This window comes from Flavobacterium sp. WC2416, from assembly GCF_041200095.1.
Taxonomy (GTDB): domain Bacteria; phylum Bacteroidota; class Bacteroidia; order Flavobacteriales; family Flavobacteriaceae; genus Flavobacterium.
Genome location: NZ_CP165626.1, coordinates 3,067,678 through 3,083,896, shown reverse-complemented (window position 1 = coordinate 3,083,896; position 16,219 = coordinate 3,067,678). Strand labels below are relative to the sequence as shown.

Below are 16,219 nucleotides of genomic sequence, written 5' to 3'. Positions count from 1 at the left end.
GCATTATTTTTTCAATAGGGAATTGATGATTTCGATATACTGTTCTTTTGCCTCAGTTGAAGAAAGATGACTTATTTGCATCCAAGCATTAGTCTTAAATGCATCCCTTAAATGATAGGTAGACGTTTGTCTTGGTTCTAATGTGCCAAAAGTAGCTTGTTTGTAAAAGGCATAAAGGCGTAGCTGCACATCTTGTGGTAAAGATGCTTGAGTCATTTCGGAAGCGGATTGAACTGCTTCCTGAAACCTAGTATCTAAATCTTTTTCAATCATTATCCTTTTGTTGCAATAACGGTTTTTCCTCCAATAGCTTTTTGATTAAGCTCTACGTTGATAGGTGTGCCTAAAGGTAAAAAAATGTCTACTCTTGATCCAAATTTAATGAATCCTGCGTCTGTTCCTTGAACGACTTGCATTCCTTCTTCAGCATAGTTTACAATTCGTCTTGCTAAAGCTCCTGCAATTTGACGGTATAAAATAGCGCCAAAAGTTTCGTTTTCTACAACTATAGTTGTTCTTTCATTTTCTTCACTTGCTTTAGGATGCCAAGCAACTAAAAACTTACCAGGATGGTATTTACTAAATTTCACAATTCCGCTTAATCCATAACGGGTAACATGTACATTAATTGGTGACATGAAAATAGAGATTTGTAAACGTTTATCTTTAAAATACTCCCCTTCATAAATTTCTTCAATAACAACTACTTTCCCATCTACAGGTGCCAGTATTTGATTTTCATTTATAATCACCGTTCTTTTTGGATTTCTAAAAAACTGTAATATAATAATCAAAATTAAAAATGCACTTAGCTGAATTACCATTTTAATCCAGTTGATGTCGATGAATTTATCAGATAGTAATAGCACAGTTGCTGTGAAAATAATTCCTAATAAAATGGTTTTGGTTCCTTCTTTATGAAACATAATTTAAAATTTGATAAAATAAAAATATAATTGGTGCTACAAATATAACACTATCTAGACGATCTAGTACACCTCCGTGGCCAGGCATTATTTTTCCGCTGTCTTTTACTCCAGCAATACGTTTAAATTTTGATTCGATTAAATCACCAATAGTTCCAAAAGTGCCAACTATCGTGGCTATGATTAGCCAAATGTAAATTTTACCTTCAGCTATTTGTATGTAATATTTAGCAATTAGATAGCTAGCAATAACAGCAAATACAACTCCTCCAAAAAAACCTTCAATAGTTTTCTTAGGCGATATTCTTTCAAATAATTTAGTTCTACCAATTGATTTCCCAACGATATAAGCAAAAGTATCATTTGTCCATATCAATATAAAGATACTAATAAGAATTTTAGGATTGTATCCATCTTTACCAAAAGGAATTTTTGTAATAATGACGAAAGGAAGTATGATGTATCCTATTAGATATACATATTTTGAAAAGGAATCAATTTTAAGTGTTTTATTATCAAATAGAAAATGAATACATTTCATAAATACAAAAAGAGTTGCAAATAAAACGGCCAGATCAAATGTTTTACTGAATCGTAAGGTATAGAATAGTCCATCAGTAGCAAAGGTTATTTTGTAAAATAACAAATACGAAAGGATAGCAAATAAAAATGGAAATATTTTTTGAATTTGAACTAAATTACAGAATTCCAATGTAGCGATGAGGAGAAATATCCCAAAGAGGATAAAAAAACTTTCGGTAGAATATAATATGCAGAATATTAATAAAATAATATAAACAGCACCAGATATTGCTCTCTTTAAGGTTTCATTCATCTTAAAGATCTTCTAATAGCAACAAATAAAGGTTTTTTGCCGAACTGCCATATTGAGTAAAGTCTTCTTCTTTGGCTTTTTCAAAATATTTAATTGCGGTAATATTTGTTGGATAATCTCTTTCGTACTTCTTCTTTATTGCGCTAAGTCCATCGCTTTTCACTCCAAGAATCTGACTTGTAGTTGCAAAAACTATAATGTTTGTTGGTAGTTCGTTTGGTTTATGCTGTTTTATTTGCTTTGAAGAGAATAATATTGATCCTTCTTCGGCAATTAAATTTTCGCAAGTAGAAAATAGGAATTTTGGATTAGCTGCCTTTTCATAAGTAAGTTTATTTTCTTGCAAAATGTTGAAAAGGGAAGAGTCGTAACACAATACTTCACTTTCATACCAGTCATTCTCTTCTAAAATATTCTCAAACTGTTCTTTTACTTCTTCAGAATTCTCACAGTATAAAAATTTACCTCCATTTTTTTTAAAATTGAATATAAACTGTTCGTCTATTGACATACTGCTGTCAGAAAAAGAGCTGTTATTTTCTTTCTCTTTTTCCTCTTCTGAAGCCGAAATACTAGAACCAAAAATTTTTCTAAAAAGACTCATATTTTGTTAAGGTACTTTATATGTTATTTGAAAACGTCCAAAGATAAAAAAATCTTAATTCAAAAGCGGGTTTTGAATTAAGATTTTAAAAATAATTAAATTTTTGGGTAATTTATGTTATGAAACTACTTCCTCAAGATTTTTGTCAAAAGTTCTTTTTCCGAAAATAGCTTCTAGATCATCTTTGAAGATTACTTCTTTTTCAATAAGTATATCTGCCAGTTGATTTAGTTTGTCTTTGTTCTCTTCTAGAATTTTTATTGCTCTTTGGTATTGGCTTTCAATTAATAATGAAATTTCAGTGTCAATTATTTTAGCTGTTTCTTCAGAGTATGGTTTAGAGAAATTATATTCACTTTGGCCAGTTGAATCATAATAGGTAACATTTCCTATTTTGTCGTTTAGTCCATAAATGGTAACCATCGCGCGAGCTTGTTTGGTTACTTTTTCTAAATCACTTAATGCTCCAGTTGAAATTCGATCAAAAGTAACTCTTTCAGCAGCTCTTCCTCCCATTGTTGCACACATTTCGTCTAACATTTGGTCTGGGCGAACAATTAAGCGCTCTTCTGGTAAATACCAAGCAGCACCTAAACTTTGTCCTCTAGGAACAATAGTTACTTTTATAAGCGGTGCCGCATGTTCCAGCATCCAACTTACCGTTGCATGTCCTGCTTCGTGAATAGCAATAGCTTTCTTTTCTTCAGGTGTAACAATTTTATTTTTCTTTTCTAATCCACCAACAATTCTATCTACTGCATCCAAGAAATCTTGTTTGTCAACTGCCGTTTTATTATAACGTGCAGCAATTAATGCAGCTTCGTTACATACATTGGCAATATCTGCTCCAGAAAATCCTGGAGTTTGTTTTGCTAAAAAGTCTAAATCTAGCCCTTCTACTTTTTTCAAAGGAGCAAGGTGTACTTTAAAAATTTCTGCACGTTCACGAATATCAGGTAAGTCAACAAATATTTGTCTATCAAAACGACCAGCACGCATTAAGGCTTTGTCTAGAACATCTGCTCTATTCGTAGCCGCTAAAACAATTACATTTGAATTGGTTCCAAAACCGTCCATTTCAGTTAGCAATTGATTCAGTGTGTTTTCTCTTTCGTCATTTCCACCTGACATATTACTTTTTCCTCTTGCTCTACCTACAGCATCTATTTCATCAATGAAAATGATTGCAGGAGATTTTTCTTTGGCTTGTTTAAACAAATCACGTACACGTGAAGCTCCAACACCAACAAACATTTCAACAAAATCAGATCCTGATAAAGAGAAAAAGGGAACTTGTGCTTCACCAGCTACGGCTTTTGCTAATAATGTTTTACCTGTTCCAGGAGGCCCTACAAGCAAAGCACCTTTGGGAATTTTACCACCTAGATTGGTGTATTTTTCGGGGTTCTTTAAGAATTCTACAATTTCTTGTATTTCTTCTTTGGCTCCTTCAAGTCCTGCAACATCTTTGAATGTTGTTTTTACATCTGTTTTTTCATCAAAAAGTTTTGCTTTTGATTTTCCAATGTTGAAAATTTGTCCACCTCCACCACCGGCTCCACCAGACATTTTTCTCATAATGAAAATCCAAACTCCAATAATGATAATAATTGGAAGCAAGCTGATAAGGATATCGGTCCAGTTGCTTTTTTGAGCAAATTTAAAATCTTTTAATTTTCCTTCAGCAATGGCTTTTTCTAATTTGGATTGGAATATTTGATCGTTACCTATCTCAAAAGTATATTGAGGACCTTTGCTGACATTACCCAGCATGTCTTTAGCTACTTTTTCATGTTCTTTCAATTTTAAAGCATCTGCAGTTAAATACACTTCTGCTTCTGTTTTATTTGAAACTATTACCTTTTGAACTTGGCCTTTTTCTAATATAACATCAAAATTAGGCGGAGTTAATGGTGCAGGTTCTTGAAAATTAGAACTACCAGTTATAAAACTGATAAATAAGAAAATAAGAAGTATGGCAGTGTAAACTAACCATGGACTTACTTTAAATTTATTAGGGTTTGGATTATTATCTTTTGCCATTTTAAGTGTCTTTCTTTAGTATTTGTTTGCTATTGTAGTAATTTTTGCATCTCCCCACAAACTTTCAATATTGTAATATTCTCTAATTTGTTTTTGAAAAACATGAACTACAATGTTAACATAATCCATAAGAACCCATTCAGCATTGTCTGAACCTTCAACATGCCAAGGTTTATCTTTTAATTCTTTTGAAACTGTTTTTTGAATAGAGTTAACGATAGCGTTAACTTGTGTGTTTGAATTTCCGTTGCAAACAACAAAATAATCACAAACTGCGGTATCAATTTCTCTTAAGTCGAGAATATCTATATCATTTCCTTTTACTTCTTCGATTCCTTTAATGATGTTTGCTAATAAATCATCATTGTTTATTGTCTTTTTTGCCATGAAAAATTTTTATATAAGTTTGTAAAGTTACCATTTTTTGTGATTATTTTTGAACCTTAACATAATATTAAATTCTCTCCCACAAATAATAACTAATGAAACTAATCAAACTCGATGCCATAGATTCAACTAATGAGTTTCTAAAAGGGTTGTCAAGTAAACAAAAACTGGAAAACTTTACAGTTGTAACGGCAGAAAATCAAACTAAAGGTAAAGGGCAAATGGGGTCAGTCTGGTCCTCTGAAGCGGGTAAGAATCTAATAATGAGTGTTTTTATTAAAGATTCTTTATCTGATGTTAATCAGATTTATAACCTTAATATAGCGATAGCATTAGCAATTATTCAAAGTTTGGAAACATTTAATATTCCTAATTTAAGCATTAAATGGCCAAACGACATTATGTCATATAATTTCAAAATTGGCGGTCTTTTAATTGAAAATAGCATTAAAAGTGACGGGAATTTGAGTTCAATTGTAGGTTTAGGGCTCAATATTAATCAAACAAATTTTGATAACTTGCCTAAAGCGTCTTCAATTGCTAAAATTTGCGAGGCTTCATTTGATAAAGAAAAAGTTCTTTATTCTATAATTGACAAAATAAAGCAAAATACCGACAAGCTAAAAAATGATTCTGATTCTATGTGGGAGGAATATGTCAATTTACTTTTCAAAAAAGGTGTTCCAATGCCTTTCAAAGACGGTTTAGGTAAAAATTTTATGGGTATTATCCAAGGGGTTTCTACCTCTGGTAATCTTCAAGTTCTTTTAGAGGATGATAGTATTGCCGAGTATAGCCTTAAGGAGATACAAATGCTTTATTGAGCTATAGGGAATTCTAGCAAGGCTAATTTTATATTTCTATGTTGAACGGGTAGATTATTGGTGTTTGGCGTGGTGAAATTATTTAAAAAATTAAAGCCAAAACTGCAGTAATACTTGATGATAATAGGATTGTCTGCCCAAGTATCCATACGTAAATAATCTATATTTTTTTGTAAACAATATTTTTTTGCCCATTCAAATATTTTTGCAAATTGTTGTTTTCCCTTGTGTTTCGGGTTCACCACAATACGATGCAAGTAGATGGCTGAATCCTTATCTTTTTCTTCCCAAATAATTGGGTCATTACTACATGTCGAAAAGATGCAGGCAATTTCGTTGTGAATTATAATTTTATATTGAATTTTTTCTTTGATATCATTTTTGATCACATCAACATCATAACCATTCCAAACAGGAAATTTATTTTTTTGTTGGTACAGTATGGCTTCGTCAAACATCCAGCAGATAAATGGAATATCATGTTCTGTGGTGTTTGTTATGGTAAATGGTTCCATTTTTATGATAGTGTGTAATTGATGTAAAAAGACACCCTTTTTGTTTTCACTAAAAGGGTGTCTTTTTTATATAAAATCTGAATTTATAACTTGCCCATATTCGAAGCAAGAGTTTCAATAAATTTACCAATAGGTCCTTTTATCATCATAGCCATCATCGGGTTAAAATCACCTTCGAAATCCAATTTTACAGCACTTGAACTGTCAGAAACAGTATCAATATTAGCTGTAAGTGTAAAAGGAAGTTTGTCACTTGCAGCACCTAAAACTACTTTGTTTGGTGCTACTTTTTCTTTCATTTTAAGTTTGATTTCAGGCATCCCTTTTAATCCAAAAATAAAAGCATCTTCTCCAATAACTTCAAATTTAGCAATGTTTTCAGGCATTAACTTTTCGAAACTTTTCACATCAGTCAATAAATCAAATAATTCTTGTGCCGATTTCCCTACAGTAACTTTTGGACTTTCTAAGTTCATTTTTTTTATTTTTTATTTTTTTTCCACATCCCAAGTAGATGGAATAGTGCTCCATTCTCTCAATGTTTTTTCTTCTTTTTCAGTGATATAACTTTTTGCAACAGCTAAATTAAGTAAGTTTTGGTAATTACTCAAGGTGTATAAATCCAGTTTGGCGTCTTTAAAGTTTTGTTCAGCAACATCAAAACCATAGGTAAAAATGGCAGCCATCCCTTTAATATTCGCACCAGCAGCACGCAAAGCTTCAACAGCATTCAAACTGCTGTTACCTGTACTGATCAAATCCTCGACCACAACTACATTTTGCCCTTTTTGTAAAAAACCTTCCACTTGGTTCTGGCGACCATGTTTCTTGGCTTCTGGACGCACATATACGAACGGGAGTCCCATGCTTTCAGCAACCAGCATACCAATTCCTATCGCTCCAGTGGCCACACCGGCAATAACATCTGGCTTGCCAAATTGTTTTTCAATATGTTTAGAAAATTCATCTCTAACATAATTTCTTATAGTTGGAAATGAGAGTATTAGCCTGTTATCACAATAAATAGGTGATTTCCATCCGGAAGCCCATGTAAAAGGATTTCCTGGATTCAATTTAATTGCATTTATTTGTAAAAGCAATTCGGCTGTTTTTTCGGCAGTATCTTTATTAAAAATCATAATACAAATGTATAAAGTTTTTGTTAACGACAAACCACTTTTTTTGACAAATAAAATCTCAAAAGAGACAGATTTTCAATTATTTCTTCTTGAAAGCATTGATATAAAACAACTTATAGTCAAAATTTTTCAAAATAAAATTCAAAAAGCCTATCTATATCATCCTGATGAAAAGGAGATTATGAAGACTTTGAAAACAAAAATCCCTGTAAATAAAGCAGGTGGAGGATTAGTTTACAATAAAAAAGGGGAGGTGCTCTTCATTTTTAGGAACGGAAAATGGGATTTACCCAAAGGCGGAACTGAAAAAGGAGAGGATATGGAACAAACTGCCATGCGTGAAGTCGAAGAAGAGACTGGTGTGAATTTATTGAGGGTTACACACAAACTTCAAAAGACCTATCACGTCTTTAAACGCAATGGTGTTTATAAGCTAAAAATCACTCATTGGTTCGAAATGCAGTCCGATTTTGAAGGTATTCCGCAGGGCCAATTGGAGGAAGGAATCGAAAAAGTGGCTTGGTTTAGCCCAGATGAGATACCTGACGCATTAAAAAATTCTTATGAGAACATTAAATTATTGTTTGAACAAGAAAAAAGTATTCACCCTAATTCATTGTGATTTGGGCATATCACCATTAAAAAAAAGAGGCCAATCAGCATTACGGTGATTGGCCTCTTTTTTTAATGCTGTCAGGCTATTCGCGCTACTTCGGTAGCCAGCTTCTATCCTTTATGCAAAAAAAGAGCTAAGTCAGTTCGTTATTCTTGTTCAATCAATTTTAACTACCTTTGCGCAAATTATAAAAATGAACAAGAAACACCATTCTAACAATATACTATTGAATTTAGGCATCGAGAGCCTAAATGAAATGCAGGAAGTAGCTCAAGACGCTATTTTAAACGATAATAATGTCTTACTATTATCACCAACAGGTTCTGGAAAAACATTAGCTTTTTTATTGCCTATTTTAGAAATGTTACAACCTGAGATTCTATCGGTTCAATGTTTAATTCTGGTTCCGTCACGTGAATTAGGATTGCAAATTGAACAAGTTTGGAAAAAAATGGGAACTGATTATAAAGTGAATGTATGTTACGGAGGACATTCCATAGATACCGAAATCAAGAACTTAAGTAATCCACCTGCAGTTTTAATAGGAACGCCAGGACGTATTGCGGATCATATTGATAGAGGAACTTTTCGTGTAGATAAAATTCAAACACTAATTCTTGATGAATTTGATAAATCATTGCAGTTGGGATTCCATGAGCAAATGTCATTTATCATTGGGAAATTGACCAAACTAAATAAAAGAGTTTTGGTTTCGGCGACTTCGGATATTGAAATTCCTAAATACACTAGAGTAGTTAATCCTACAATTCTTGATTTTATTCCGGAACATGAAGTAGAGACCAATCTTTCAATGAAATTGGTAGTTTCTAAAGAGAAAGACAAAATAGGAAGTTTATTCAACCTGATTTGTTCTTTGAAATCAGAGTCGGCTATTGTTTTTTGTAATCATCGTGATGCAGCAGAGCGCATTAGTGATACTTTAAACGAAAAAGGAATTTACGCTACGTATTATCACGGAGGAATGGATCAGGACGAACGGGAGCGTGCCTTAATTCAATTTCGTAATGGAAGTGTTAGTTATTTAATCACAACGGATCTAGCAGCACGTGGATTAGATATTCCTGAAATGAATCATGTTATTCATTATCACCTGCCATCTAAGGAAGATGAATTTACGCATAGAAACGGTCGTACAGCTCGTATGACAGCTTCAGGAACTGCGTATGTTGTGGCGCATGAAAGTGAGAAAAAAATGGATTATATCGATTATGGAATGAACGTTTTTCCAATTGATAATGCTACTACTTTGCCTAAACCGCCACAATTTCAAACTATTTATATCAGTGGAGGAAAGAAGAACAAACTAAACAAAATTGATATTGTTGGTTTCTTTTCTCAAAAAGGAAAACTGGAAAAAGGAGATTTAGGACTAATTGAAGTAAAAGATTTCATTTCTTTTGCAGCAGTGAAATTTAATAAAGTAAAAGATTTATTGCACAACATTAAGGATGAAAAAATGAAAGGTAAAAAGTTCAAAATTGAAGTCGCTAGAAAAGTAATTAAGAAAGAAGAGGAATAGATTTTTTTTAAATCCAACTATATTTTAAAACTACAACTTGAAGCGTTTAAAGGCGTTTAAAGTTGTAGTTTTCTTTTTTTGTAATTATTCCTCTAGGTAATAATCAGTAAAATCATCTTTCAAGGCGACTCCTGAAATTTGTCTGCTAATCATTTGTTCTAATAAATAGGCTAATTTTTGAGCCGCAAACTCATAAGATAGTCCATCAGGCTGAATGTTGGATACACAATTTCTTTTTTCATCAGTATTTCCTTTTTTGGGATTCCAAGTGATATAAGCACCCATACTTGTAGGCGAACTTAAACCAGGTCTTTCGCCAATTAATATCAAAGCAATTTTAGCATCTAATAATTCACCTATTTCATCCGAAATAGCCACTCGGCCATATTTTACAATAACTATGGGGGCAAGGTTTTTTATTTTTAATTTCGGAATTAACAATTCAATTAGCTTCATCGCATGAAGATTAACGGCTTCTGCCGAAAGGCCATCTGCGATAATGATGCATAAATCAGCTTTCTTTTTGGGATAATCGTCTAGTTGCGTACTGCTTTGATCATGGAGTAATCGTCCTTTATTTGGATTTCTAAGGTATTCGCTGGTATTTGCTATTTGACTTTGTGCAAAAATCGTTGTTAATCCTATGTTTTTTGCGTCAGCTTTTATATTTAGCACATCTAGTTCAGTACTTATCGCATCTTTTGCAAGGGCATGTGCCATTCTTAACTGTAACACTTCATTGGTAGGTAGCGCATTTCCAGCTCTACCAAGTGCAATTCTTGCATTGGTGAATTCTCTTAATTGGTGCCAGTTGTCTAATTCCATATTTTTAAATTAGGATTACCTTTTGATTAATTCTAATAATTTATTTTGATTTTGAGCTTTTAAGAGTTCTTTTTTGCTGTTCATAATTCCCATTTTGATGAGCCATTCTTCAAATTCGGGTGCAGGTTTTAAGCCCAGTAATTTTCGTATATACAAAGCATCATGAAACGACGTACTTTGATAATTGAGCATGATATCATCTGAGCCTGGGATTCCCATAATAAAATTGCAACCTGCGGTTCCCAATAGTGTTAGTAGAACATCCATATCGTCTTGATCTGCTTCGGCATGATTGGTATAGCAAATATCGCAACCCATAGGTAATCCCATTATTTTAGCACAAAAATGATCTTCTAGACCTGCTCTAATAATTTGTTTACCATCATATAAATATTCGGGTCCAATAAAACCTACCACTGAATTTACTAAAAAAGGATCAAAGGCACGCGCCACAGCATAAGAGCGCGCTTCGAGTGTTTGTTGGTCAATACCATAATTGGAATTCGAAGAAAGGGAACTGCCTTGTCCTGTTTCAAAATACATTACATTTTTACCAATAGTTCCACGGGATAATGATTGTGCGGCTTCATATCCTTCTTTTAATAACCCTAAATTGATTCCGAAACTGGCATTTGTTTTTTCGGTTCCACCTATAGATTGAAAAACTAAATCTACGGGAGCACCTTGTTCTATTGCCATTATGGTATTGGTAATATGACTTAAAATACACATTTGCGTCGGAATTTGATATTGCATTCGCATATCGTCGAGCATTTTTAACAAATTAATTTGTGTGGTGATATTATCAAATGCAGGATTAATTCCTATAAGTGCATCGCCATTTCCATAAAATAAGCCATCAATAACTGAGGCTAAGATTCCTTTGACATCATCTGTTGGGTGATTGGGTTGAAGGCGAGTAGATAGATGTCCTTTGAGTCCTACTGTACTTCTGAATTTTGTAATTACCTCACATTTTGAACTCACCAATATCAAATCTTGGAGGCTCATAATCTTTGAAACGGCAGCAGCTATTTCAGGAGTTATGGCTTTTTGTAAAGCAGTTAATTCTTGTTTTTGTATTTTATTATCGAGTAAATAATTGCGAAAATCACCTACTGTAAGATGTGATATGTTTTTAAAAGCTTCTTGATCGTGCGTGTCAATAATCAAGCGGGTCACTTCATCAATTTCGTACGGAATTAATGGCTTGTTCAAGAACTCACTTATGGGTAACTCAGCCAATGCTATTTGGGCTGCCACTCGTTCTTGGTAGGATTGTGCTGCGATTCCAGCCAGTTGATCACCAGAGCGCAGCGGAGTTGCTTTGGCCATTAATTCAGCTAAAGAATCGAAAACAAAAACAGTATTGTTGACAGTATGTTTATACATTTTTTATTCGTGCTTGTACTTATTGATGTTGGAATCAGTGCAAATTATTTTTCTCCTTTATAGAAAATTTTGAACAATGCAAAGCCCAAAACGATCGCTCCAAAATACCATAACGCCAAAATGGGATTGTAATAACTCATGGCTATCAACGAAAACAATCCAATTAATAGTGCTGTAATAGGGAGAGCTGGATATAAAGGTACAACAAATGGGCGTTCTAAATTGGGTTCTGATTTTCTTAATTGCAGTAGCGACATCATGGAAAGAATATATAATGTAAGCGCTCCAAAAACTGCTATAGTTATTATTTCACCCGTTTTATTGGTAAATAAGGTGGCAATTCCTAAACCTGTATTTACAATAAGTGCATTGGCGGGAGTTAAAAATTTAGGATGTACTTTACCTAGGAATTTTGGTGCAAAATCTATTTTTCCAAATTCCATTGTTGCTCTTCCTCCCGCAAGAATGAGTCCGTGGAAAGAGGCAATTAAACCAAAAAGACCCACGCCTATCAATAAATGATACATCATGCTATCAGTAGAAACTGCCATTCCCATTGCCATTGGCAAAGGAGAATCGGATAAACTACCGTCTGCTTTATACACCACTTTTTCCCAACCACCTACACCAATGGTTGCTACGAAAACCATGATACACAATATAACGAGTGTAAGTATGGCGCTTCCAAAACCTTTTGTAATGTCTTTTTGTGGATTTATGGTTTCTTCGGCAACATTCGCGACGCCTTCGATACCAAGGAAAAACCAAATTGCAAATGGGATGGCCGCAAAAATTCCTTCCCAACCATTTGTACTTGCATTAAGCGTTAGTTTTTCTGAAGAAAAATACGGAATAGTTACCCCAAAAAACAATAGCAACTCGGCAACAGCTAAGATGGTAATAAACAATTCGAATGTTGCGGCTATTTTTACCCCAAAAATATTGAGAGCTGTAAATAATAAATAAGCTCCAATTGCCGCTGGTAAAATAGGGATTTGAGGAAAGGAGAGATTCAAGTACGCGCCTATTGCGATTGCGATGGCTGGCGGAGCAAATACAAATTCTATAATTTGTGCAAGTCCTGTAATAAAACCAATGTCTTTACCAAAGGCTCTGTTCGCATAATCAAAACCGCCACCTGCTTTAGGAATCGCACAGGATAATTCACAATACGAAAAACTAAAACAAACATACATGATAATGATGATAAAAGTGGCAATGGCCATGCCAAGCGTGCCTCCTTTTTCTAATCCTAAATTCCACCCAAAATACATTCCTGAAATCACATAACCTACTCCAAGTCCCCAAAGCAAAAGAGGAGAAAGTGTTTTTTTTAGATGTGCACTCATAAATTTAGAATTTGAATTATTTGTAGTTAAAAAGTTAAAACTATAAATATTATTTCAAATAAATTTATTTTAAGGGATTATTGTTGTGGTATTTTCTTCTAATTGATAAATATTTTATTTTTTAACTTTTGAATAGAGATATAATAATTGATTTGAGTATAAAACAAAAAAAACGTCTTGAATAGTCAAGACGTTTTTAATATAAACCCATTTTGGTAAATTATGTTTTCTTTACATATTGTGTAATAATCACGATAGTTTGACCATCTACTTTTCCTTCAATATATTCAGCGTTTTCGTGGTCTAAACGAATGTTTCGAACCGCAGTTCCTTGCTTAGCGACCATACTAGAACCTTTCACTTTAAGGTCTTTTATCAAAACAACCGAGTCTCCATGTTCTAGGATTACGCCGTTGCTGTCGCGGTGTATTATTTTATTTTCATCATCTTCACCTTCCCCCGTTGCTTGAGCCCAAGCAAGGGTGTCCTCGTCAAAATACATTTGGTCGATTAATTCTTGGGGCCAACCTGCTGCGCGTAAACGGCTTAACATTCTCCAAGAAACGACTTGTACAGCGGTATGCTCGCTCCACATGCTATCATTCAGGCATCTCCAGTGATTAAGGTCTTCATGACCTGGGTTTTCAATTTGGTCGATACAGGTACTACACGCCATTATAGCTTCGTCTATTCCCCCTTTTTTAGTGGGTAAAACCTCGTATACCTTTAGGTTTTCTGTTGCGGCACATAATTCGCATTGTGATCCACTGCGTTTGATTAATTCTCTTTCGATACTCATTGTTGGCTTTTATTTTATTTTATGCAAAAATAGGGTTAAATAATGTTTTTTACAACAAACATATTTTTTAGATAAAATCTTATAAATAGTTTTAAATAGCTATTAATTAGTGTTTTAAGTAGGGATTAAATTGCTTGCTGAATTAAATTATTTAAATTTAAGTAAGTAACAATTAAATTATAAAGCTATGAAAACTAAATCATTACTATTTGCAGGTTTTATTTTTATTTTATTCGTATCCTGTGATTCGACTTCTATTGATGGATCAGAACAAATTGCCGCATCTTTAAGTGCAAGTGCAAAAAGTGTTAACGCGAAACCAGTTGAAAAGGATGTGTCCATTTCACTAGTGGGTATAGACAATTCTACTGGAACTGGATCTAATTTCGTAGGTACAATGACACATTTAGGAGAGGTACATGGAGCTACGTCCACCACTCTTTTCCAAGATAATGGTGATGGCACTTTTAATTATGGATCGAGTGATATCCTTTATGCCGCAAATGGAGATGAATTATATACGGAAACAAAAATTGTTTTGACTTTTAGTTCAGCAACAGCTGCAACGTATGTTGGAGGATTTATTGTAACAGGAGGGAATGGTAGATTCCTTGGAGCAACAGGGTCTTTCTCTATTGCCAATGGTGTTTATATCATTAATGAGTCTACAGGCTTAGGTACGTCAACCCATAATGCAATTGGAAAAATTACGTATTAATGAAATAATTTGGAGTTTTTAAATTTGATCAAGTATGTGCAATAAAAGTTTTACTATGGTATAATACTAAACTTTTATTGCAGATACTTTTTTAAGTATCATGTAAAGTGAACCTTTTAAATAATTAAAAGAATATTAAATTAAATAATATTTTTTTAGATTAATTAAAATATAAAATCATTTAGAACTTACTCTAACTGCCTCCGGCACTAGCATTTCGTACTCTCCTCCATTGCGGATGACATCTCTTACAATACTAGAACTAATGTAAGAAGTTCTTGCAGCAGTCAGCAAGAAAACCGTTTCTATTTTGGATAAATGTCTGTTAGTGTGTGCAATTGCTTTTTCAAACTCAAAATCGGCTGGATTTCGCAATCCACGTAAAATGAAGTCCGCATTTACTTTTTTACATAAGTCAATTGTAAGTCCTTCATAATTAATAACGCTAACTTTTGGTTCATCCTTAAACGTTTCTTCAATAAAGCGTTTCCTTTCTTCTAGGGTAAACATGTATTTTTTTTCGGCATTAACACCAATTGCTATGACAATTTCATCAAATAAAGGAATTGCCCTTTTAATAATATCTTCATGTCCTAGTGTAATGGGATCAAAAGATCCTGGAAATATAGCTTTTCTCATTTATGTTAGAGTTTCAAGTTTGAGGTTTCAAGTTTAAATCTGTAATAACTTTATAAAGATAACTCGATTGCATTAGTAAATAACTCAGTTAGTGAAATTCCGGCAGCTTCGGCTTGTTGTGGAATCAAACTTTCAGTAGTTAAACCAGGAATAGTATTCATTTCTAGCATATATGGTTCGTTGTTCACGATAATGAACTCAGAGCGAGAAAATCCTTTCATACGTAGTATTTCATAAGCACGTTTAGCAATGTTTCCCACTTTTTGGGTCATTTCATCAGAGATTCTAGCAGGAGTGATTTCTTGTGATTTTCCTAAATATTTGGCTTCGTAGTCGAAGAAGTCATTTTCGGATACGATTTCTGTGATGGGTAAAACGGTGGTTTTTCCTTGGTAATTGATTACCCCTACAGAAACTTCGGTTCCGTCTAGGAAACTTTCGATGATGATTTCGTTGTCTTCTTTGTAAGCGACTTCGATGGCAATTGGCAATTCGGCTTCCGTTTTTACTTTAGAAATTCCAAAGCTAGAACCTGCTTTGTTTGGTTTTACAAAACAAGGTAAACCTACTTTACTTACAATTGCTGCAGTGTCAATATGTTCTCCTTTATTTAAGTAATATGATATAGCACTTTTTATTCCGTATGGTTTTAACACCGATAAAAGATCTCTTTTATTGAATGTTAAAGCGGCTTGGTAATAATCGCATGAAGTATGTGGTATATCTAGCAATTCAAAATAAGCTTGCATGAGTCCGTCTTCACCTGGAGTACCATGAATGGCGTTGAAGACACAGTCAAATGTGATTTTGTTACCGTTAAGAGTTATAGAAAAATCATTTTTATCAATTGGGAATTCGGTGTCATTATCATCAACATAGACCCATTTTTCTTTAAAAATGTGAATTCGAAATCCATTGTATTTTGTTTTGTCCAAGAATTGGTATACTACGTTTCCGCTTATTAGTGAAATTTTGTATTCGCTGGAATAGCCGCCCATGATAATGGCAATATTTTTCATTTTATATTGTTTAATGTTGGAACACAAATTGTGTTTTGTAGTTCGAATC

General features: G+C 33.6%; 19 protein-coding genes. 4 read left to right on the top strand and 15 right to left on the bottom strand.

Features of this window, described 5'->3' with window-relative positions:
• Positions 1-3: 3 nt before the first annotated feature.
• From AB3G39_RS12975 to rsfS, 6 genes are all read right to left on the bottom strand, one after another.
• Positions 4-273 carry an acyl-CoA-binding protein gene (locus AB3G39_RS12975; RefSeq protein WP_367752132.1) on the bottom strand — a complete coding sequence of 90 codons (270 nt, stop codon included), beginning with the start codon at positions 271-273 and terminating at the stop codon, positions 4-6.
• Positions 273-926, bottom strand: coding sequence for a phosphatidylserine decarboxylase family protein (locus AB3G39_RS12970; protein WP_369765416.1), 654 nt, complete (start codon positions 924-926; stop codon positions 273-275). Before AB3G39_RS12970 ends, AB3G39_RS12975 begins: the two co-directional genes overlap by 1 nt.
• Entirely contained in the window at positions 916-1,761 is an 846-nt protein-coding gene (locus AB3G39_RS12965; RefSeq protein ID WP_367768631.1) for a phosphatidate cytidylyltransferase, read from the bottom strand. The genes AB3G39_RS12970 and AB3G39_RS12965 overlap by 11 nt, the downstream gene beginning before the upstream one ends.
• A 1-nt stretch (position 1,762) precedes the next feature.
• Entirely contained in the window at positions 1,763-2,365 is a 603-nt protein-coding gene (locus AB3G39_RS12960) for a lactate utilization protein B/C (protein WP_367752138.1), read from the bottom strand.
• A 117-nt stretch (positions 2,366-2,482) separates the two neighbouring features.
• Entirely contained in the window at positions 2,483-4,408 is a 1,926-nt protein-coding gene (gene ftsH, locus AB3G39_RS12955; RefSeq protein ID WP_367752140.1) for an ATP-dependent zinc metalloprotease FtsH, read from the bottom strand.
• A 15-nt stretch (positions 4,409-4,423) separates the two neighbouring features.
• Positions 4,424-4,795: a ribosome silencing factor gene (gene rsfS / locus AB3G39_RS12950; RefSeq protein WP_187016767.1), complete on the bottom strand. Its 372-nt coding sequence runs from the start codon at positions 4,793-4,795 to the stop codon at positions 4,424-4,426.
• A gap of 95 nt (positions 4,796-4,890) precedes the next feature.
• Between rsfS and AB3G39_RS12945 the strand changes: the two genes are divergently transcribed.
• Entirely contained in the window at positions 4,891-5,619 is a 729-nt protein-coding gene (locus AB3G39_RS12945) for a biotin--[acetyl-CoA-carboxylase] ligase (RefSeq protein ID WP_367768634.1), read from the top strand.
• Here the strand turns inward: AB3G39_RS12945 and AB3G39_RS12940 are convergent.
• The 3 genes from AB3G39_RS12940 to pyrE all read right to left on the bottom strand — a co-directional run bounded on the left by AB3G39_RS12940 (position 5,613) and on the right by pyrE (position 7,273).
• Positions 5,613-6,134: a GNAT family N-acetyltransferase gene (locus AB3G39_RS12940; RefSeq protein ID WP_367768638.1), complete on the bottom strand. Its 522-nt coding sequence runs from the start codon at positions 6,132-6,134 to the stop codon at positions 5,613-5,615. The two genes, AB3G39_RS12945 and AB3G39_RS12940, sit on opposite strands and share 7 nt — an antisense overlap.
• Before the next feature lie 83 nt (positions 6,135-6,217).
• Positions 6,218-6,610 carry an SRPBCC family protein gene (locus tag AB3G39_RS12935; protein ID WP_367768641.1) on the bottom strand — a complete coding sequence of 131 codons (393 nt, stop codon included), beginning with the start codon at positions 6,608-6,610 and terminating at the stop codon, positions 6,218-6,220.
• A gap of 12 nt (positions 6,611-6,622) precedes the next feature.
• Positions 6,623-7,273 (bottom strand): orotate phosphoribosyltransferase, encoded by a 651-nt coding sequence (gene pyrE, locus AB3G39_RS12930; protein ID WP_367768643.1) that lies wholly within the window; start codon positions 7,271-7,273, stop codon positions 6,623-6,625.
• Between the two features lie 7 nt (positions 7,274-7,280).
• Here pyrE and AB3G39_RS12925 point away from each other — a divergent pair, with 7 nt between their 5' ends.
• Positions 7,281-7,895 (top strand): NUDIX hydrolase, encoded by a 615-nt coding sequence (locus tag AB3G39_RS12925; RefSeq protein WP_367768645.1) that lies wholly within the window; start codon positions 7,281-7,283, stop codon positions 7,893-7,895.
• 187 nt (positions 7,896-8,082) lie between these two features.
• Entirely contained in the window at positions 8,083-9,429 is a 1,347-nt protein-coding gene (locus tag AB3G39_RS12920) for a DEAD/DEAH box helicase (protein ID WP_367768648.1), read from the top strand.
• Between the two features lie 84 nt (positions 9,430-9,513).
• Here the strand turns inward: AB3G39_RS12920 and eutC are convergent, their stop codons facing one another.
• The 4 genes from eutC to AB3G39_RS12900 form a co-directional block, all read right to left on the bottom strand.
• Positions 9,514-10,254 carry an ethanolamine ammonia-lyase subunit EutC gene (gene eutC / locus AB3G39_RS12915; protein WP_367768651.1) on the bottom strand — a complete coding sequence of 247 codons (741 nt, stop codon included), beginning with the start codon at positions 10,252-10,254 and terminating at the stop codon, positions 9,514-9,516.
• A 15-nt stretch (positions 10,255-10,269) separates the two neighbouring features.
• Positions 10,270-11,646 (bottom strand): ethanolamine ammonia-lyase subunit EutB, encoded by a 1,377-nt coding sequence (locus AB3G39_RS12910; RefSeq protein ID WP_369769427.1) that lies wholly within the window; start codon positions 11,644-11,646, stop codon positions 10,270-10,272.
• A 44-nt stretch (positions 11,647-11,690) separates the two neighbouring features.
• A complete protein-coding gene (gene eat, locus AB3G39_RS12905) occupies positions 11,691-12,995 on the bottom strand; it encodes an ethanolamine permease (RefSeq protein WP_369769426.1) in 1,305 nt (434 codons plus the stop codon).
• A gap of 220 nt (positions 12,996-13,215) precedes the next feature.
• Positions 13,216-13,794 (bottom strand): PhnA domain-containing protein, encoded by a 579-nt coding sequence (locus tag AB3G39_RS12900; protein WP_369765412.1) that lies wholly within the window; start codon positions 13,792-13,794, stop codon positions 13,216-13,218.
• A 187-nt stretch (positions 13,795-13,981) separates the two neighbouring features.
• Between AB3G39_RS12900 and AB3G39_RS12895 the strand changes: the two genes are divergently transcribed.
• On the top strand, positions 13,982-14,512 hold the full coding sequence (locus AB3G39_RS12895) for a hypothetical protein (RefSeq protein ID WP_367768660.1): 531 nt from the start codon (positions 13,982-13,984) through the stop codon (positions 14,510-14,512).
• Positions 14,513-14,689: 177 nt separating this feature from the next.
• On the opposite strand, the gene coaD is transcribed toward AB3G39_RS12895, so the two are convergent.
• The gene (gene coaD / locus AB3G39_RS12890) at positions 14,690-15,151 is read right to left on the bottom strand and encodes a pantetheine-phosphate adenylyltransferase (RefSeq protein WP_367768663.1); all 462 of its coding nucleotides are present in this window, start codon (positions 15,149-15,151) and stop codon (positions 14,690-14,692) included.
• A gap of 50 nt (positions 15,152-15,201) precedes the next feature.
• Positions 15,202-16,170, bottom strand: coding sequence for a D-alanine--D-alanine ligase (locus tag AB3G39_RS12885; RefSeq protein ID WP_369765411.1), 969 nt, complete (start codon positions 16,168-16,170; stop codon positions 15,202-15,204).
• Between the last annotated feature and the right edge of the window lie 49 nt (positions 16,171-16,219).